General features: G+C 69.2%; 20 protein-coding genes and 1 pseudogene. 14 read left to right on the top strand and 7 right to left on the bottom strand.

Annotated elements, in window-relative coordinates; all coding sequences use genetic code 11:
- Positions 1-672, bottom strand: coding sequence for a response regulator (locus BN1193_RS13205; protein WP_040167275.1), 672 nt, complete (start codon positions 670-672; stop codon positions 1-3).
- A gap of 46 nt (positions 673-718) precedes the next feature.
- A complete protein-coding gene (locus tag BN1193_RS13200) occupies positions 719-2,008 on the bottom strand; it encodes a sensor histidine kinase (protein WP_040167272.1) in 1,290 nt (429 codons plus the stop codon).
- Positions 2,009-2,096: 88 nt separating this feature from the next.
- On the opposite strand from BN1193_RS13200, the gene BN1193_RS13195 reads away from it, so the two are divergent.
- A complete protein-coding gene (locus BN1193_RS13195) occupies positions 2,097-2,654 on the top strand; it encodes an NADPH-dependent FMN reductase (protein ID WP_040167270.1) in 558 nt (185 codons plus the stop codon).
- Between the two features lie 7 nt (positions 2,655-2,661).
- Here BN1193_RS13195 and BN1193_RS13190 read toward each other — a convergent pair whose 3' ends face one another.
- From BN1193_RS13190 to BN1193_RS13175, 4 genes are all read right to left on the bottom strand, one after another.
- Positions 2,662-3,093: a MarR family winged helix-turn-helix transcriptional regulator gene (locus BN1193_RS13190; RefSeq protein ID WP_040167267.1), complete on the bottom strand. Its 432-nt coding sequence runs from the start codon at positions 3,091-3,093 to the stop codon at positions 2,662-2,664.
- A 4-nt stretch (positions 3,094-3,097) separates the two neighbouring features.
- Entirely contained in the window at positions 3,098-4,987 is a 1,890-nt protein-coding gene (locus BN1193_RS13185; RefSeq protein WP_040167266.1) for an FAD-dependent monooxygenase, read from the bottom strand.
- Positions 4,988-5,098: 111 nt separating this feature from the next.
- Positions 5,099-5,941 carry an exodeoxyribonuclease III gene (locus BN1193_RS13180; RefSeq protein ID WP_040167264.1) on the bottom strand — a complete coding sequence of 281 codons (843 nt, stop codon included), beginning with the start codon at positions 5,939-5,941 and terminating at the stop codon, positions 5,099-5,101.
- Positions 5,942-6,002: 61 nt separating this feature from the next.
- A complete protein-coding gene (locus tag BN1193_RS13175) occupies positions 6,003-6,536 on the bottom strand; it encodes a YbhB/YbcL family Raf kinase inhibitor-like protein (RefSeq protein ID WP_052460765.1) in 534 nt (177 codons plus the stop codon).
- Positions 6,537-6,749: 213 nt separating this feature from the next.
- On the opposite strand from BN1193_RS13175, the gene BN1193_RS13170 reads away from it, so the two are divergent.
- The 6 genes from BN1193_RS13170 to BN1193_RS13140 all read left to right on the top strand — a co-directional run bounded on the left by BN1193_RS13170 (position 6,750) and on the right by BN1193_RS13140 (position 12,814).
- Positions 6,750-7,211, top strand: coding sequence for a MarR family winged helix-turn-helix transcriptional regulator (locus BN1193_RS13170; protein ID WP_040167263.1), 462 nt, complete (start codon positions 6,750-6,752; stop codon positions 7,209-7,211).
- Positions 7,212-7,328: 117 nt separating this feature from the next.
- Positions 7,329-8,609, top strand: coding sequence for a LacI family DNA-binding transcriptional regulator (locus BN1193_RS13165; protein WP_052460764.1), 1,281 nt, complete (start codon positions 7,329-7,331; stop codon positions 8,607-8,609).
- Positions 8,610-8,730: 121 nt separating this feature from the next.
- The gene (locus BN1193_RS13155) at positions 8,731-10,023 is read left to right on the top strand and encodes an ABC transporter substrate-binding protein (RefSeq protein WP_040167261.1); all 1,293 of its coding nucleotides are present in this window, start codon (positions 8,731-8,733) and stop codon (positions 10,021-10,023) included.
- 75 nt (positions 10,024-10,098) lie between these two features.
- On the top strand, positions 10,099-10,986 hold the full coding sequence (locus BN1193_RS13150; RefSeq protein ID WP_040167259.1) for a carbohydrate ABC transporter permease: 888 nt from the start codon (positions 10,099-10,101) through the stop codon (positions 10,984-10,986).
- On the top strand, positions 10,983-11,900 hold the full coding sequence (locus BN1193_RS13145; protein WP_040167258.1) for a carbohydrate ABC transporter permease: 918 nt from the start codon (positions 10,983-10,985) through the stop codon (positions 11,898-11,900). The genes BN1193_RS13150 and BN1193_RS13145 overlap by 4 nt, the downstream gene beginning before the upstream one ends.
- A 2-nt stretch (positions 11,901-11,902) precedes the next feature.
- Complete coding sequence (locus BN1193_RS13140; protein ID WP_230206502.1) at positions 11,903-12,814, top strand: ROK family protein; 912 nt, start codon at positions 11,903-11,905, stop codon at positions 12,812-12,814.
- A 7-nt stretch (positions 12,815-12,821) separates the two neighbouring features.
- Here the strand turns inward: BN1193_RS13140 and BN1193_RS13135 are convergent, their stop codons facing one another.
- A complete protein-coding gene (locus BN1193_RS13135) occupies positions 12,822-13,217 on the bottom strand; it encodes a hypothetical protein (RefSeq protein ID WP_040167254.1) in 396 nt (131 codons plus the stop codon).
- Between the two features lie 164 nt (positions 13,218-13,381).
- Between BN1193_RS13135 and pyrE the strand changes: the two genes are divergently transcribed.
- The 7 genes and pseudogenes from pyrE to BN1193_RS13100 all read left to right on the top strand — a co-directional run.
- Complete coding sequence (gene pyrE, locus BN1193_RS13130) at positions 13,382-13,960, top strand: orotate phosphoribosyltransferase (RefSeq protein WP_040167253.1); 579 nt, start codon at positions 13,382-13,384, stop codon at positions 13,958-13,960.
- A gap of 82 nt (positions 13,961-14,042) precedes the next feature.
- Entirely contained in the window at positions 14,043-15,053 is a 1,011-nt protein-coding gene (locus tag BN1193_RS13125; protein WP_195907863.1) for an AraC family transcriptional regulator, read from the top strand.
- Positions 15,054-15,226: 173 nt separating this feature from the next.
- Entirely contained in the window at positions 15,227-15,592 is a 366-nt protein-coding gene (locus BN1193_RS13120; protein ID WP_230206501.1) for a VOC family protein, read from the top strand.
- 2 nt (positions 15,593-15,594) lie between these two features.
- Positions 15,595-15,927 (top strand): ArsR/SmtB family transcription factor, encoded by a 333-nt coding sequence (locus BN1193_RS13115; RefSeq protein ID WP_195907862.1) that lies wholly within the window; start codon positions 15,595-15,597, stop codon positions 15,925-15,927.
- Complete coding sequence (locus BN1193_RS13110; protein ID WP_230206500.1) at positions 15,924-16,451, top strand: SRPBCC domain-containing protein; 528 nt, start codon at positions 15,924-15,926, stop codon at positions 16,449-16,451. The genes BN1193_RS13115 and BN1193_RS13110 overlap by 4 nt, the downstream gene beginning before the upstream one ends.
- Positions 16,452-16,463: 12 nt before the next feature.
- Positions 16,464-17,891, top strand: coding sequence for an MFS transporter (locus BN1193_RS13105; protein WP_040167250.1), 1,428 nt, complete (start codon positions 16,464-16,466; stop codon positions 17,889-17,891).
- Positions 17,860-18,442, top strand: a pseudogene (locus tag BN1193_RS13100) (DDE-type integrase/transposase/recombinase); the annotation flags it as partial. The gene BN1193_RS13105 and the pseudogene BN1193_RS13100, both read left to right, overlap by 32 nt.
- Positions 18,443-18,466: the final 24 nt, after the last annotated feature.

The following is an 18,466-nucleotide window of genomic DNA, read 5'->3' as shown; positions in this document are numbered from 1 at the left end:
CTACGCCAGGCCGTGGCGGTGTGCGTAGACGACGGCCGCGACGCGGTCGCGGGCACCGAGCTTGGCGAGCAGGTTCGACACATGGGTCTTCACGGTCGCGTCACCGATGAACAGCTCGGCCGCGATCTCCGCGTTGGAGTACGCCTGCGCGAGCAGGCGCAGGACCTCGCGCTCGCGCTCGGTGAGCTCCGGCACGATCGCGCTGCTGCCCGTCGGCGTGGGCAGCGGGGTGCCGGATGCATCGGAGGGCGAGCCGGCGAAGCGCTCGATCACCCGACGGGTCACCTCCGGGGCGAGCAGGGCGTCGCCCGACGCCACGACCCGGACGGCGTTCCCGAGCTCTTCGGCGCCCGCGTTCTTCAGCAGGAAACCGCTGGCCCCGGCCTGCAGCGCCTCGAACACGTAGTCGTCCCGGTCGAACGTGGTCACCACGAGCACCGCGGCGGTGACGTCCGGGTCCGCGACGATGCGGCGCGTGGCCTCCAGGCCGTCCATGTCCGGCATCTGCACGTCCATGCAGACGACATCCGGGTGCAGTTCGGACGCGAGAGTGACGGCCTCGGCGCCGGTGGCGGCCTCGCCGACGACGGTGACATCGCCGCCGGCCTCCAGGATCATCCGGAATCCGGACCGCATCACGGCGTGGTCATCGGCGAGCAGGACACGGATCATGCGGAATTCCTTCACATCGGGGCGTTCGAGCGCGCGCGGGGCCGGCTCAAGCCGTCGCCTTCGCGCGGACGGGGGAGGCGGGAATCGGGCCGAGCGGGACGTGCACGCGCACGAGGAATCCGCCGCGCGGACGGGGACCGGCCTCGATCGTGCCGCCCGAAGCCGCGGCACGCTCGCGCATGCCGAGCTGGCCGAGGCCGGCGCGCGAGCTCAGGGCGTTGCGCCCGGTGTTGGTGACCTCGAGCTCGACCGCATCCGCGGTGTAGCGCAGGCGCACGTCGGCGGCGGCGTCCGGGCCGCCGTGCCGGCGGGCGTTCGTGAGCGCCTCCTGGGCGATGCGGTAGAGGTTCACCTGCACCAGTTCCGGGACGTCGCGCGGCTCCCCGATCACCTGCAGGGTGGCCGGGAGGCCGACCACGACGGATTTCGCCACGAGCTCCGGGATGTGGGCAAGCCGCAGGGTCGATGGAGCCTCTCCGGCGCCGGCTGTGCCCGGCGTCCGCAGCGTCTCCAGGAGGTGGCGCAACTCGGCGATCGCCGTGCGCGCATCGCTCTCGATGCCGCGCAGCGCCTCGGCGGCCGCGTCCGGGCTCAGCGCCATCACCGTCCGTGCCGCCCCGGCCTGCACGCCCATCGCCGAGACGTGGTGAGCGACGACGTCATGCAGTTCGCGGGCGATGGCGACGCGGTCCAGCGCCACGGCCTGAGCAGAGGTCACCTCGCGCTCCGCCTCCAGCTCGCGCTGGCGGAGGGCCAGCATCTCCTTCTCGATCGCGGCGCGGTACGCGCGCTCGCCAATGTAGTACGCGCCGCCGAAGAAGGCGATGTTCATCAGCAGCTGCAGCAGCATGAACGCCACGAGCGGGCTGAACAGGCCGGTCCGTGCCAGGGCGTCATCGACGTCCGGGTTCGGGTTCGTCGCGGTGATGAACATCGTGATCAGGAGCCAGAGGAACATCAGCCCGATCAGGATCCCGCGCGCCCACGTCGCCCGGCGGCGGTCCTCGACCCAGGCGCCGATGGTGAACAACGCGATGAACGCCGTGACGTTGCAGACGTACAGGTCCGGGATCCGGAACGTGATGGAGAGGAAGAAGCCGGCCAGCACGGCGGTGGCGACCGTGATCGGGAACCGGCGTCGAAACATCAGCGGCAGGGTGGTGAGCGCACCGATCAGGATGCCCCAACCGAGGCGGTCGGTGGCGTCGCCCCAGATGCCGGCGACGGTGCCGAGGGCTGCGCTGATGACGTACGTCACGAACAGCGCGACGCCGAGGACGAGGTCCTGGCGCAGTTCTCGCGCGGTCGGCGCCGGGCGGGTCAGAGCTTCGGACATGGCCCCCACGCTAGCCGCCGCCCGCGCGGTCAACCTCCCCCGCGCGGGGGATCTACCGCACCCGCACGGGGTCTGCGACCATGGCCGCATGACGAGCTATCGGGTCGGCGTGATCGTCGGCAGCCTCTCCACCCGCTCCATCAACGCGCGGGTCGCGGCGTGCATCGCCCAGCTCGGTCCGGACGCCGAGCTGGACTTCTTCGACATCCCGATCGGCGAGCTCCCGTTCTACCGCACCGACTTCGACGCCGACTATCCCGCGGAGGGGGAGGCGCTCAAACGCGCCATCGCCGAGGCGGACGGCGTGCTGATGGTGACGCCGGAGTACAACCGATCCATCCCGGCGGTTCTCAAGGACGCCATCGACTGGACCACGCGACCGCCGCGTACGAGCGTGTGGCCGGGCAAACCGGTCGCCATCACGGGGACATCGGGCGGTGTGATCTCGACCGCCGTCGCCCAGGAGCACCTGCGCTCGGTGATGGTCTCACGCGGCGCACTCGTGCTGGGCGACCCCGAGATGTACCTCCGCTACGACCCCGAGCTGTACGCCGAGGACGGCACGATCACGAACGCGGGCACCCGCGACTTCCTGCTCGGCTGGCTGCGCGGATTCCGGGACCTGATCGCCCGCTCCGAGGGCTGACGCGGGCTCAGGTCGCCGCGAGGAGTTCGCGCAGCGCCTGTCGCAGTGCTTCCCGGTCGGTGGGGTCGAGGATCGACGTCAGCTCGGCGTCGGCGGTCGTGACGCGCGGCTGCAGCATCGCGTACTCCGTCTGTCCGGCATCCGTGAGCGTGACGGTGTTGCGGCGACGGTCGGCGGGGTCCCGGTGGCGCGCCACGAGTCCGCGCCGCTCCATCCGCGCGATGAGGTCCGCGATGGTTGACCGGTCCAGGTCCACCGCGTCGCAGAGCTCGCGCTGACTGGCGTCCCCGACCCGATGCAGGACGGCCATGATGGCGTACTGCACGCTGCTGGTCTCGGTCGACACCACCCGGGTCCAGGTCGCCACGTGCAGCTGCTGCGCGCGGCGGATCAGATATCCGGTGTGGCGGTACGGATCGAGTTCGGTGTCGGGAGCCATTCGCTCAGGCTACCGAGGCTCCCGCGGTGACCGGAACGAGCAAGCCGTCGAAGAACGTGGTCAGCTCCGCGTGCGCGTCCAGCGGCAGCACGTGCGCGACGTACTGGTCCGGACGGACGACGACCACGACGCCCGCCGCACTGATGCCGCGATCGGCGAACACGTCGCTCGTCGCGGACAGCGCCCAGATCTTCTCCCAGTCCGGCAGCGACAGCGGTCCGGTATGCGGGCGGAGAACTTCCGGGAACGAGGTGGAGACCACATCGTGGTGGCCGGCGCGGATCACACCGTGCACGTCGAACACCGCATCGATGTCCGCGCCCGCGGGGGTGAAGCGGGTGACGGGGGAGTCCGTGGCATCGGTCAGCCACGTCGCGAAGTCGCGGACCTGCGCGTCGTCGCCGAAGGCGTACAGGCGCCAGCGGCCGTCCGCGCGCGCGGTGTGACCGAGCTGCATCGGACGGGCGTCCGAGACGCGCACCACCGGGGCGGCCTTGAAGCGCTCGCCGACCGGGTAGCCGGGGGCGAGTTCCTGGTGCTCGGTCGTGCCGGTCAGCGCGGACGGCGTGTAGACGGTCGCGAACCCGGCGGTGTAGCGGCCCTGGCGCGCGAACTCGGCCTCCATCGCCTCGGCGGTCACGCCGCCGCGCTCCGGGTGCCGCGGGTCGAACGCGGGCTGCGCGATGAAGGCGGACCAGAACTTGTCGAAGTCGATCAGGTCCTGCGCGACGGCGCGACGCTCGGCCGCGTACGAACGCAGCAGCGACGGCTCGCTGCGACCGCTGAGGACGGCGCCGAGTTTCCAACCGAGGTTGAACCCGTCCTGCATGGACACGTTCATGCCCTGACCGGCCTTGGCCGAGTGCGTGTGGCAGGCGTCGCCCATGATGAACACGTGCGGGTCGCCGTCGCGTCCGGCGAGGTCGTCGAAGTGGTCCGCGATGCGCTGACCCACCTCGTACACGCTGGACCACGCGACCGAGTGCACGTCGATCGAGTACGGGTGCAGGATCGCGTTGGCGACGTCGGTGAGCTGCTCCACCGTGGTCTGTCGGATCGAGCTGTCACCGGCCGGGACCTCGCCCAGGTCGACGTACACGCGCACCATGGAACCGCCCTCGCGGGGGATCATCAGCAGCGAGCCCTTGCCGGCGGACTGGATCACGTTCTTCGTGCGCCAGTCCGGGAAGTCCGTGGCGGCCAGCACGTCCATGACGCCCCAGGCGTGGTTGGCGGCGTCGCCGTGCAGCTTCGAGCCGAGCGCGCGGCGCACGTTGCTGCGCGCGCCGTCGCAGCCCACGACGTACTTCGCCTGCACCCTGAACTCTTCGCCCGCCTCCCCACGACGCAGGGTCGCGGTGACCGGGTATTCGCCCTCGCCGACGGCGACGGTGACCAGCTCGACGCCGTAGTCCGGCGTGATCTTCGCGGCCGACTGCTCGGCGTACTCGAGCAGGTAGTGCTGCATGCGGGCCTGGTTCACGATGACGTGCGGGAACTCGCTCAGCCCGGCGGGAGTGTCCTCCACGAAACCGGTGCGAGCGATCTTGTCGCGGTCCTCCGCGGACGGACCCCAGAACCGCACCTCGTTGACCCAGTAAGCCTCGCGCAGGAGAGCATCGGCGAGACCGAACGCCTGGAACATCTCGACCGTGCGGCAGGCGACGCCGTCGGCCTGACCGACCTCGAGTTCACCCGCCCGCTTCTCGATCACGCGGGTGCTGATCTCGGGGAACGCGGCCAGTTGCGCGGCCAGCACGCTGCCGGCCGGCCCGGTGCCGACGATCAGGACGTCGACCTGCTCCGGAATGTCCGTGGGGCGATCCACGCCTGCGCCGGCGGCCGGAATGATGTCCGGGTCGCCCGGGCGGTAGCCGTCTCGATAGAACTGCACGTGGTCTCCTTTGATACGCGACAACCGGGGTGCCATGGGGGCGAGGAGAGCATATCCTCAGTACCCCAACGATTGCAAGGGCGGGTCCCGCCGACGGTGCGGTCGCCCGTGTCAGCCGAAGATCATCGGGACGTCGTCATCGTCCGCCGGCGCGAGGTCCAGGTCGACGACGACGGGGACGTGGTCGCTCGGCGCCTCGCCCTTGCGCTCGTCGCGCGCGATGGACGCACCGGTCACCGCGTCCGCGAAGGCCCGTGAGCCGAGGACGAAGTCGATGCGGATGCCCTCGTTGCGGGGGAACTTCAGGCGCTGGTAGTCCCAGTACGTGTACCCGGTCGGGATGAGCGGACGGACCACGTCGGTCAACCCGGCGCTCTCCAGATCGAAGAACGCCGACCGCTCCTCGGGGCTGACGTGCGTCGAGACCCCGACGCGGATGTCCGGGTCACCGTTGTCATCGTCGAACGGGATCACGTTGTAGTCGCCGACCAGGGCGAGCTTCAACTCGGGGTCGGCGGCCAGCGACGCTCCGGCCGCATCACGGAGCGCGCGCAGCCAGTGCAGCTTGTACGCCATGTGCGGGTCCTCGAGCGACCGGCCGTTGGGGACGTAGAGGCTCCACACGCGCACCCCACCGATGGTCGCGCCGAGGGCGCGCGCCTCCTGCGGCGCATCCGGACCCTCATGCCCTTTCGCGAAGCCCGGCATCCCGGCGAACGCGTACTCCACGTCCTCGATCGGCTCCCGGCTGGCGATGGCCACACCGTTCCACTGGTTCAGCCCGTGCGCCACGACCTGGTAGCCCGCTGCTTCGAACTCGGCGTACGGGAACTGCTCCGGCTTGCACTTGATCTCCTGCATCGCGAGCACATCCACGCTCTCGCGCGACGCGAACTCGACGATGCGATTCACGCGGGCGCGGACGGAGTTGACGTTCCAGGTGGCAAGACGCATGGGTCCAGCCTACGGGTGGCGTCGGACAGCGCACCGCGTCGAGCACCGCTCGCCGCGGGACTCAGGACGGCGTGGCCGTGCCGCGCAGGACACCGCGCGCCAGGGTGTGGAAATGGCGATTGAAGCCGAGGATCGCGGGAGTCGCGTCGGCGTCCAGCTCGAGCGCGTCGACATCCAATGCGTCCAGGACGAAGAAGTACCGGTGCGTCCCGGTTCCGGCCGGCGGCGCCGCTCCGATGTACTGCTTCGTGCGCATCTCGTTCGGCAGCGTCACGGTGCCCGCCGGCAGGGCGCCCTCGAGCGTCCCGGCGCCCGCCGGCAGGCTCGTCGTCGTCACCGGCAGGTTGTAGATCGCCCAGTGCCAGAACCCGGAACCGGTCGGCGCGTCCGGATCGAAGACGGACAGGGCGAGCGAGCGCGCGCCCTCCGGGACGCCGGACCAGGACAGCTGGGGTGACAGATCCTGTCCCCCCGCACCGGTGCCCCAGGCGGAGGTGGGCAACGCCTCACCCTCCGCGAAATCCGAGCTGGTGAGCGTGAGGCTCGGGACCGGTCGCAGCCGGGCGAGCGCGTCGTACGGGTCGTAATCGAACACGGGTGACCACCTCTCCGCTCGCCACGATAACGACCGCCCGGTGTGAGCGCCACCGCACGACCGCCTGCCCCTTCTCGGTGGAGTGTGTCAAGATTCATCCAGGCTCCGTCAGGGGCCGGAGGACGTGGCTCACTTTTGGGGATTGGCGAGCACCAGGCTCGCCGGGTGGGCACGTCGGATCCCGCCGGGGGGCGGAAGAAGCTCGGGAGCGACATGAGCGATGAGACGAGCGCGTTGCAGTTCGAGATGATGCTGGTCATGCGGCATCTGAACCATCTGCAGCGACATGCCGACTGGGAAGAGGCCCCGCTGGACCGCAGCGCCTATGTGCTGATGAGCCGGATCAGCGTGGACGGGCCGCTCACGATCCGCGAGCTGCGCGAGGTGCTCGGCCTGGATGATTCGACGCTGAATCGACAGACTGCGGCGATCGTGCGAGCCGGCCACCTGGAGCGGACGCCCGATCCGGACGGCGGCGTGGCGCGGAAGTTCCGCCTGACCGAGGCCGGACGCAAACGACTGGCTGACGAGCGTGACTCCTATGCCCGTGAGCTGGGTGGCGTCGTCGACGGTTGGTCACCCGCGGACCGCGCCGGTCTCATCGCGACGTTGCGTCGATTCAACGAAGCGTACGAGGCCACCGAAGCGCGGCCCTGGGCGCGGCCTGCGGTCTGACCCACTCGATGCCGCCCGGGTCAGAGTTCCCGGCGGATCGACGTTGCTTTGGCAACGTTCTCATGACATTGTCACATCACCATGAGCGCTGAGCACCGATCACCGAAGCGACCGACGATGAAGGACGTCGCGGCGCTCGCCGGCGTGGGGCTGTCCACGGTCTCGCGCGTCGTCTCCGAGCGCGGCGTCGTGAGCGCGACGAAGGTTCGCGCGGTCGAGTCCGCCATCGCGCAGCTCGGCTTCCGTCGCAATGACTTCGCGCGCAACCTCCGCACCGGCACGGCCGAGACGATCGGCGTCGTGGTCACCCGCATCTCCGATCCGTTCTACTCGTCCCTGGTCAGTGCCATCGAGGAGCGGGCGCAGCAGCGGGACATGCTGGCGCTCGTCGCCTCCGCGACCGACGATGCGCGCGAAGCCGAGCGCATCGTCGGACGCCTGCTCGGTCGTCGCCTGGACGGACTGGTCATCGTGGTCCCCGAGGACGCTGACGTGTCCTTCCTGCAGCGGGAGATCGACGACGGACTGCCGCTCGTCTTCGTCGACCGGCCCTCGCCCGGGCTCACCGCCGATGAGGTCGTGGTCGACAATCGGAGCGGCGCCGCCGCCGGGGTGGCGCACCTCGTGGCGCACGGTCACCACCGGATCGCCTGCTTCGCGCACGCGACCGGCAGCTACACCGCCGGTGAGCGGATCGCCGGATACCGTGCCGGGCTGGAAGCGGCCGGGATCGCGGCGGATGACGACCTCATCGTCACCGTCGACGATGACGACCCGGAAGCGTGCCGTAACGCGGTTCGGGCGATGGATGCGCTGCGGGAGCCGCCGACGGCGTTCCTCACGACGAACAGCCGGACCACGAAGTCGCTGCTGACCGCCGCCCCGGCGCTCGGGGGGCGGGCGCTGGTCGGCTTCGATGACTTCGACACCGCACCACTGATGACACCGCCGACCACGACGATCGCCCAGGACCCGGCCCACATCGGCGAGGCGGCGGCGGACCTGCTGTTCGCCCGCATCGACGGGCTCACCGGGCCGGTCCGCCGGGGGACGCTGGGCACCCGGGGGGGGCCGCGCGGGTCGGGGGAGGGGGCCCCGCCGAGCCGCCCCCCGGGAGCGGCGCACATCGTTGCGCGATCGTGGCGTAGCCTGCTGACCGCCGCCCCGGCGCTGGGGGGGCGGGCGCTGGTCGGCTTCGATGCCTTCGACACCGCACCACTGATGACACCGCCGACCACGACGACCGCCCAGGACCCGGCCCACATCGGCGGGGCGGCGGCGGACCTGCTGTTCGCCCGCATCGACGGGCTCACCGGGCCGGTCCGCCGGGTGACGCTGGGCACCCGGGTGGTGCCGCGCGGATCGGGTGAGGTGGCCCCGCCGAGCCGCACCCCGTGAGCGGCGCACATCGTTGCGCGATCGTGTCGTAGCTGAGCTGTCGCCGGACTTGAAATGGCAACGTTTCCATGTTTCCATGAACTCCGCCGCGCGGGGCGCGGAGTATCCAAAGGAGGATCACATGCGAAGGACGATCACAGCGGTCGCAGGCATTGCCATCGCGGGTCTGGCGCTGGCCGGATGCGCATCGGGCGATTCGGGCAAGGGCTCCGCCTCGGGCGGTTCCGGAGACAACAGCCAGGTCGAGATCTTCACCTGGTGGGCGTCGGGCTCCGAGAAGGTCGGTCTGGACGCCCTGGTGAAGGTGTTCAACGAGCAGTACCCGGACGTGAAGTTCGTCAACGCGTCCGTCGCCGGTGGCGCCGGATCGAACGCGAAGAACGCGCTCGCCTCGCGCCTGAAGGCGAACAATCCGCCGGACTCGTTCCAGGCGCACGCCGGTGCCGAGCTGACCGACTACATCGAGGCGAACAAGCTCGAGGACCTCAGCAGCTTCTACAAGGACAACGGCCTGACGGACGCGTTCCCGTCCACGCTCGTGGACCGACTGACCGTCGACGGCAAGATCTACTCGGTGCCGAGCAACATCCACCGCGCCAACGTCGTGTGGGTGAACACCGCGGTGCTGAAGAAGGCCGGCCTCGACGCCACGAAGGCCCCCGCCGACATGGACGCGTGGATCGCGGACATGAAGAAGCTCAAGGCCGCCGGCGTCGCCACGCCGCTGTCCGTCGCCACTGACTGGACCCAGGTCCAGCTGTTCGAGAACGTGCTGCTGGCCGACCTCGGCGCGGACGGCTACTCGGGTCTGTGGGACGGCACGACGAAGTTCGACGACGCGAAGGTCACGACCGCGATCGATCACTACTCGCAGCTGCTCGCGCTGGCCAACACGGACGGAACCGGTCAGGACTGGCCGGTCGCGACCGACATGGTCATCGACGGTACGGCCGCCTACAACGTGATGGGCGACTGGGCGCTGGCCGAGTTCGACGGCAAGGGCAAGACCTACGGCACGGACTTCACGACCTGGCCGACGCCGGGCACCGAGGGCACGTTCGACTTCCTCGCCGACTCGTTCACGCTGCCGGTGGGTGCCCCGCACCCGGAGGCGGCCAAGGACTGGCTGAAGACGATCTCCTCGGCTGAGGGCCAGAAGGCCTTCAACCTCGCCAAGGGCTCGATCCCGGCCCGCACCGACGCGAACAAGGCGGACTACCCGGCGTACCAGCAGGGGGCGATGGACTCGTTCAGCAAGGACACCATCGTCAGCTCGCTGGCGCACGGTGCCGCCGTCAAGGTGTCGTGGCTGACCGACGTCACCTCCGCGATCGGCAAGTACGTGTCCGACAAGGACGGCAAGGCGCTGCAGGACGCGCTGGTCCAGGCCCAGACCAAGGGTCTCGGCAAGTAATCCGCACGGGTGAGAGGCGGCGCGCGTCGCCGCCTCTCACCTCGGACGCTCGCGTCCGGAATCGAGAGGACACCCGTGCGCAAGGGAATCCGCAACTGGGGGCCACCGCTCCTGCTCATCTCGCCGACGATCATCATCGTCGCGATCTTCGTCTACGGCCTGATCGGTGTGAACGTGTCCACCGCCATGACGCGGGACTCGGCACTGACCGCGTCCGAGTTCGTGGGACTGGCGAACTTCACCGACCTGCTCAGCGAGCCGCGCTTCCTGCACTCGCTCGGCAACCTCGGCATCTTCACCGTCTTCTTCATGGTCGGCACCATGGTGTTCGGCTTCCTCTGGGCCTGGCTGCTGGACAAGGGCGTCACCGCCGAAGGCGTGTTCCGCTCGGTGTACCTGTTCCCGATGGCGGTCTCCTTCGTCGCCTCCGGTGTGGTGTGGCGCTGGCTGCTCAGCCCGACCAAGGGTGATCGTGCCTCGGGACTGAACGGCCTGCTGCACTCGATCGGTCTGGGCGGCCTGCAGAGCGACTGGTTCCAGGCGCCCGGATGGGGCATGGCCGCCATGGCGATGCCCGCCATCTGGCAGCTCGCCGGCTACGTCATGGCACTGTTCCTGTCCGGCTTCCGCGGCATCCCGGAGGAGCTGCGCGAGGCGGCCCGCATGGACGGCGCCAGCGAGTGGAAGCTCTATCGCTACGTGATCTTCCCGCAGCTGAGCCCCGTCGCCCTGTCCGCACTCGTCATCGTCGCGCACATGTCGCTGAAGGTGTTCGACCTGATCATGTCGGTCACCGGTGCCATCTACGTCACCGAGGTTCCGGCCACGTACATGTGGACCGCCCTGACCGGTGCCGAGTACGGCAAGGCGTCCGCGATCGCGACGATCCTGCTGCTGCTCGTGTGCATCTTCATCATCCCGTACCTGATCTATACGGCTCGCCAGGAGAGGAGGTCACGATGAGCATCGCCACCGGTATCGAAACGCGCGGCAAGGCCCTCTCGCAGGCGCCGAGCGCGAGCCGCGGTCGCGGCAAGCTCGGGCGGACGGCGAAGTACGTCCTGCTCGTCCTGTTCGTCATCATCGTCCTGATGCCCGTCTACGTCCTCATCGTGACGAGCCTGAAGCCGCCGTCGGACGTCAGTGCGCCGACGTCCTGGAGTCTGCCCCTGCGCTGGCCCTGGGAAGCGGGCGCCGACGGAACCACCGGCTTCGACAACTGGTCCATCGCGTGGGACGCCCTGATCGCCCCGATCGGACGCACGTTCCTGCTCGCCATTCCGGCGGCGCTGATCTCCGCGGTGCTGGGATCGATGAACGGCTTCGTGCTCTCGCGCTGGAAGTTCCCGTACGCGAACCTCGTGTTCACACTGATCCTGTTCGGCATGTTCATCCCGTACCAGGCGATCATGACGCCGCTGGTGCAGATGAAGACGTCGCTGGGGATGCCGAGCAACATCGGCACCCTGCTGATCGTGCACATCATCTACGGTCTGCCGATCTGCACGCTGATCTTCCGCAACTACTACGAGGGCATTCCGAACGAGCTGATGGAGGCCGCCCGTGTGGACGGGTCCGGCATGCTCTCGACCTACGCTCGCATCGTCCTGCCGCTGTCGTTGCCCGGCTTCGTGGTCACGATCATCTGGCAGTTCACCTCGGCGTGGAACGACTACCTGTTCGCGCTGTTCCTGTCCGATCAGAACGGCGGACCGGTGTCGCTGTCGCTGGTGAACCTCGCCGCCGGCGCGCAGCTGTCCAACTACGGCGCATCGATGGCGGGCGCGCTGCTGGCGTCGCTGCCGACGCTGCTGGTCTACGTCATCCTCGGCAAGTATTTCATCGGCGGTCTGATGAGCGGGTCGGTCAAGTCGTGACGGTGGTTCTCGCCATCGACATCGGGGGCACCAAGGTCGAGGCCGCCCTCGTGGACCAGGACGGGACGGTGCGCGCGGGATCCCGCGTGCGTCGTCCCACGGGCCGGGACATCGAGCCGATCGCGATGCGGGCGGCCCTGGCGGAGGTCATCACGGAGGCCACCGCGGCACCGGGCGGCGAGGCGGTGCTCGCCGTCGGCGTGGGTACCGCCGGCCCGTTCCGGGACGCCGGTGGCGTGATCGCTCCGGTGAACATGCCGGGTCTGAACGGCTTCCGGCTCGCGGAGGAGGTCGCCGGCATCGCCGCGCGTGATCTCGGTCGTGAGCTGCCGGTGCGTGTCGGACATGACGGCAGCTGCCTGGCCGTCGCGGAAGCCTGGATCGGTGCGACCGCCGGGTCGACCGCGTCGATGTCGATCGTGGTCTCGACCGGGATCGGCGGTGGCATCGTCATCGACGGTGTGCTGATCGCGGGCGCGTCCGGCAACGCCGGTCACCTCGGGCAGACCCACATCTCCGGTGAGGGCCTGACCCTCGAGGAGGTCGCCTCCGGCCCCGCGAGCGTCGCGTGGGCGCGGGCGCGCGGGTGGAGGGGGACCTCCGGTGAGGATCTGGCGCGCGATGCCGCCGCCGGAGACGAGACCGCACGCGCGGCCATCGTCCGCTCCGCGCGAGCGGTGGGCGCCGGTCTCAGTGACGCGATCACCCTGCTCGACCTGGAGGTCGTCTCCATCGGCGGCGGCTTCTCCCAGGCCGCGCCGGACTACATCGAGCTCGTGCAGGAGGGATTGGCCGCCGCCGCCGTCTTGGACTACGCGCGGTCGGCGCGCATCGTCCGCAGCGGGCTGCACGGCGACGGTCCGCTGGTCGGTGCCGCCGCGATCGCTCTGCGCTCGGCGGGTGCTCTGTCCTGAACGCGGGTCAGGACGCGAACGCCAGCACGATCGTGAAGACCGCGATCACCCCGGCCAGCCAGATCGCGGCGATGGTGAGGGCGATCAGCGGCATCGTGCGCGGCCGGCAGATCACGACCCCCACGACGGAGATGATGATCGTCAGCAGGAGCAGCCCGGCGCCCCAGACGATGCCGGCCAACGCGGTCGTCCCCCCGGCCTGACCCTGCAGGAAGCCGAGGCCGATCAAGGCGGTGGGAACCATCGCGCTCGTCACTCCGAGGACGAGGCAGATGATCGCGAGCGCGAGGTTCCGGCGCGGTTCCGGCGTCGCGTAGCGGAGGATCGAGTCGGCAGATGGGGCGGCGTCGCGCACGACGTCCGTGGGCCCGCTGACGGGGAGGGGCTCGGCGGTGGCGGTCACGGTTCTCCTATCGGGTGTGCACCTTTGCACGGCATGAACTTAGCGGTGGCCGCCCTCCCCGGCAATGCCCCACCGCGAAACATTCATGCGCGTCCGAAAAACCTCGCACTGCGGGGTGTCCCGGACGTGCCTGGGTGTTTCGCGGAATCCGTAGAATCGGGAGCATGACCACGATGCCCTCGCCCGAGCTCGAAGCCGACCGCCAGAAGCTGATCGCCCTCGTGAAGGACGAGGCGGTGTTCCACGGCGACTTCACCCTCGCCAGCGGCAAGCAGGCCAGCTACTACGTCGACATGCGCCGGCTCACCATGGACCACCGTGCGGCCCCGGCGATCGGTCGCATCGTGCGCCAGCTCGTGGCCGACTTCCCGACCGTCACCGCCGTCGGCGGCCTGACGCTCGGCGCCGACCCGATCGCGAACGCCGTGATGCACGCGTCCGCCGAATCGGACGCTCCGCTGGACGCCTTCGTCGTGCGGAAGGAACCCAAGGACCACGGACGCGGACGCCAGATCGAGGGAGCGGAGATCGAGGGCCAGGACGTCGTCGTGGTGGAGGACACCTCCACCACGGGGCAGTCCGCGCTGAAGGCCGTCGAGGTGCTGCGCGCCGCCGGCGCCAACGTGGTCGCGGTTGCCGTCGTGGTCGACCGCAAGACCGGCGCTCAGGCCGCGATCGAAGCCGAAGGGCTCGCGTGGCGCTCCGCGATCGACCTGGACGACCTGGGCCTCGACCCGCAGTAAGTCTCGTCACGTCGAGTCCTATGCATTTGCATGGAAACGGCGTATGCTGTGCGCCATTGACCACGCGATGAAGCGAGGGACCGTGGGGACAACGGATGTGCTGTGGAGTTCGGCGGAACTGACCGCCTATCCGGCGACGGGTGCGGTCGACCACGCCCGTCCGACGTACCGGCACTTCTCCACGGAGGGTCTCGAGCGACTCGCGCGGATCGAGCTGTGGGAACAGCACAACGCCGATGCGCTGGTCGCGCTCGCGGCGCGATCGATCGGAGACGTGCCGCTGGTCGCGACCGAGCGCAACCTGCGGGTGGAGGAGATGACATTCGCCTGGGTGGGGGCGAATCCGCACATCGTGGAGCGCACGCGCGACCACATCGCCGCCACGGGGACGGACGGCGTCGCGCTGTACTTCTCGCTCGCCGGCGAGGCGTTCTTCTACCACCCGGACGGCGTGCACCTGCAGCGACCCGGGACGATGCTGGCGTGCGACGTGAACCAGCCGTTCCTGCGTGGCTTCGCGCACGGGTTGCAGGAGTACGTCCTCACCGTGCCGCGGCACGTGTTCGAGGACGTCACTGAGCAGCCCCTGCCCCGCGTTCCGGTGCTGTCCAGCTTCGCGGACATCCCCGGTGGTGACGTGCACGCCGCCGCTCTGGCGCGTCTGATCCGGACCTCGCTGACCGGATCGGACCCGACGGCCGTCGCCGCGACCGAGGCCGCCACGCTGGACCTGCTGCGTGCGCTGTTCACGACGGACGGTGCGAACTCGTCCGGGGCCAAGCGCCGCGCTGCCATCGCCTGGATCCGTCGGAACCTTCGCGACCCCGGGCTGTCGGTCTCCCGGGTGGCCGCCGGCGTCGGCATGAGCGAGCGCAGCCTCTCCCGCGTCTTCAGCGAGAGCGGGGGCGCCGGGGTGGCGCGCACGATCCTGGAGATGCGCCTCACCCTCGCGCACCGAATGCTGTCCGCTCCCGGTGCGCCGAGCGTGCAGGACGTGGCGCTGTACTGCGGTTTCGCGACCGCCGCGCACTTCAGCCGCGTCTTCCGGGAGCACTTCGACACCACGCCGGCGGAGGTCCGCGCCGCCCGCTAGCTGTTGCTGGCCATGAGGTCGTTGATGGGCTCGAGTGAGTTGCACCAGAAGCATCTCCGACATGCTCTCCAGTGACGTCGGGAGCTGGGCCGATTCTCTGGCATGCAACTCTTGCAGATATTTCGTCACTCACCTATATTCGTGATGACCGAAATAACTGTGAAGGAGTGATCATGTCCTCATTGACGTATTTTGAGGTCACCTCCCCGGCGGCGGAGGCGGCGCAGGAGTTCTACCGGGCGATGTTCGGGTGGGACGTGCAGGTGATCGACGGTATGGGCGGTTACGCCCTGGTGAACACGCACGGGGAAGCGGGCGCACCCGGCGGCGGTATCGGCCCTCTGTTCGGGCCGACTGGCGGGGTGCGGATCTACTTCTCCGAGCCAGATCTCGCCGCAGGTCTCAAGCGTGCGGTCGAGCTCGGCGGGACGGTGCTTCAGGAACCGACAGAGATTCCGGGGTTCGGCTCCTTTGCCGTGTTCGCCGATCCTGACGGCAACCCGATCGGCCTGTGGGATCGCCCCCGTCTGGGGGCGTGAGCATGGATCGGGACAAAGCGATCGATGCGTTCGCCGAACCCCGACGGCGCGCGATCCTCGAGCTGGTCTCGACCCGGGAGATGCCCGCTGGGCAGGTGTGTGCGGCATTCCCGGAGGTGTCGCAGTCGACGGTGTCCCAGCACCTGAAAGTGCTGCGCGAGACTGGCCTCGTCTTCGAGCGCCGCGATGGTACCCGCCGCCTGTACCGGGCGAATGCGGACGCACTGGAAGAGCTGCAGCGTTATCTGAGCGACCTGTGGGCATCGAGCCTGAGCGTCGCGAAGACATTGGCCGAGGATGCCGGCGGCCTCGGACACCGAGCGGATGCGGGATGACCATGGCAAGCGAATCGACGGGACGACGGCATCTCCAAGCGGTCCCTTCGGCGAGCCCGGATGCGGAAACAGCATCTCGGCTAGACGATGCGGTCCTGGCCGAGGTGACGGTGCAGTGTTCGGCACCAGAGGCGTTCGCGCTGTTCATCGACACGCTCGCCGGCTGGTGGCCGTTGCGGGACTACTCGATGGCTCCGGGCGAGGTGATCGCGGTGGAGGTCGATCGCAGGCAATGGGGCAGCATCGTCGAGGTGCGCCGTGACGGCAGCCGCGCCCGATGGGGCACCCTCGTGATCTGGGAACCGGGGCATCGGTTTGCGATGAACTGGCTGGTGACTCCCGGGCTGGAGCAGACCCTCGTCACGGTCACCTTCACCTCGCTAGGCCGGCAACAAACCCGCGTATCGCTGGTGCATTCCGGCTGGCAGGGAATCGACCCGGCGCGACTTGGCATCCAGCTCGGCTACACCGAGGGCTGGGCGAAGATCCTCGGCCGCTTCGCGGCGAGCACACGAACCCCGTAGAAGGGCAGTGCAATGACCACTGCATCCACCCATGCCGACGCCAGGTCGGCGGGACCGACGATCATCGCCTGCTCGCTCGTATCGTTCATGGTCGGGCTCGACGCGCTCGTCGTGACCACCGTCCTGCCGCAGATTCGGGTCCACTTCTCCGCCGGGCAGGGTCTGCTCAGCTGGGCTGTGAACGCCTACGCTCTCGCGTTCGCGGTCGCGATCCTGGTTGGCTCCGCACTCGGAGACCGTTTCGGGCGACGCAACATCTACCTCGACGCAGTGATCGTCTTCGCGATCGCCTCGGCGTGCTGCGCCCTCAGCCCTACGTTCGGATGGTTCATCCTCGCCCGGGCCGTGCAAGGCGCGGCAGCGGGAATCGCGGCACCACTCGCCCTGACGATCCTCACCATCGCCTTCCCGCCCGAACGACGCGGACGCATCCTCGGCATCTGGGGCGCGATCACCGGGCTCGCCGTCGCAGCCGGCCCGCTGGTGGGCGGTGCAATCGCCCACGGCTTCTCCTGGCAATGGGTGTTCTGGCTCAACCTCCCCGTTGGGGTCCTCGTTGTGGTGCTCTCGCTACGCATACAACGCGACGGGCCGCGCGCGCGCCGCATCGACGTCCTGGGATTGGCCACGGTGACCATCGGCACGGTTCTGCTCGTCCATGCGCTCGTGCGTGTCCGGCCAGACAACCTCACGGACGCCTCGATCTGGGTGGAAGGTGCTGCGGGGGTCGCGGTCCTGGCCGCGTTCGCATTCTGGCAGACGCGCACCGCAACACCGGTTGTGCCGCCCGTGCTGTTCAGATCACCCGGATTCACCGCCGCATCCCTGGCCACCGCCGCACTCGGCGCAGGTCTCTACGGTGCCGCGTACCTTCTGTCCCAGTACATCGCGGCGACCATCACACACGACCCGCTGAACATCGGACTCGCTCTCCTGCCCTGGACCGGCCTGGCCATCATCATCGCCCCGCTCGCCGGCCGACTGTCCGACCGGACCGGAGAAGGCCCGCTCCTCGCGGCCGGGCTCGCACTCCAAGGGCTGGGGGCACTGCTCATTACCATGTTCGGCGGAACGAACTACCTGAGCCTTCTCGGCCCGCTTATCATCTCCGGCATAGGCATCTCGGTCGCTTTCCCGACCTCCGCGACAGCCCTCATGCGCCACACAACCCCTGAACTGGCCGGAGCTGCATCCGGCGTCGGCAACGCATTCCGGCAGGTCGGTGCCGCGATCGGGGTCGCCGTCGCCATAGCTGCCTTCTCCTTCGCTGGCGGCTTCACCACCCCGGCTCAAGCGCAGACCGGCCTTCACACCGCGACCCTCACCCTCGCCGTCATCGGCGGCCTCGGCGCAATCGCAGCAGCAACGATCAGCCGACGTGCGAAAGCCGCCGCGCGGTCGAAATCCCATGACGCACGCCAACGCACCACTCACGCCTGAGGGCCGCAAGCGTCTCATTGATCGCTGCCGCACCCGACCAATCGCGCACGTTGCCGAGGAGATGGGGATCTCCCGCGCCACAGCGTCCAAGTGGGTGAACCGCTACAAACGCCCCGTCAAGCTCGGGCCGATCGATCACTCCTCCGCCCCAGCACGACAGCCCAGTGCCACACATCGCCGAACGCCCGGGACACATGGTGCACATCGACGTGAAGAAAGGCGGCCGCATCCCCGACGGCGGCGGGTGGCGAGTGCACGGGAAGAACATCGCTGAAGCCAAGGCCGTGGCCCGGACGAAGACGCGTGGCGCAAAGACCGGTTACGTCTTCCTGCACTCCGCGATCGACGGGTACGCCCGCCTGGCCTACACAGAGGCGCTGCCTGACGAGAAGGCCGTGACCGCCATCGCGTTCCTCGACCGGGCACGAGCATGGTTCGCAGCCCACCGAATCACGCAGATCGAACGGATCGTGACCGACAACGGCTCCTGCTACCCCGCGGCCGCGTTCGCCGACGCAATGGGTGGCAGCCGGCACCAACGCATCACGCCTACAGCCAAGTGCCTGCCCGAACAC

Source organism: Microbacterium gorillae, from assembly GCF_000826185.2.
Taxonomy (GTDB): Bacteria; Actinomycetota; Actinomycetes; order Actinomycetales; family Microbacteriaceae; genus Microbacterium; species Microbacterium gorillae.
This window is presented reverse-complemented; position numbering and strand designations above follow the sequence as displayed.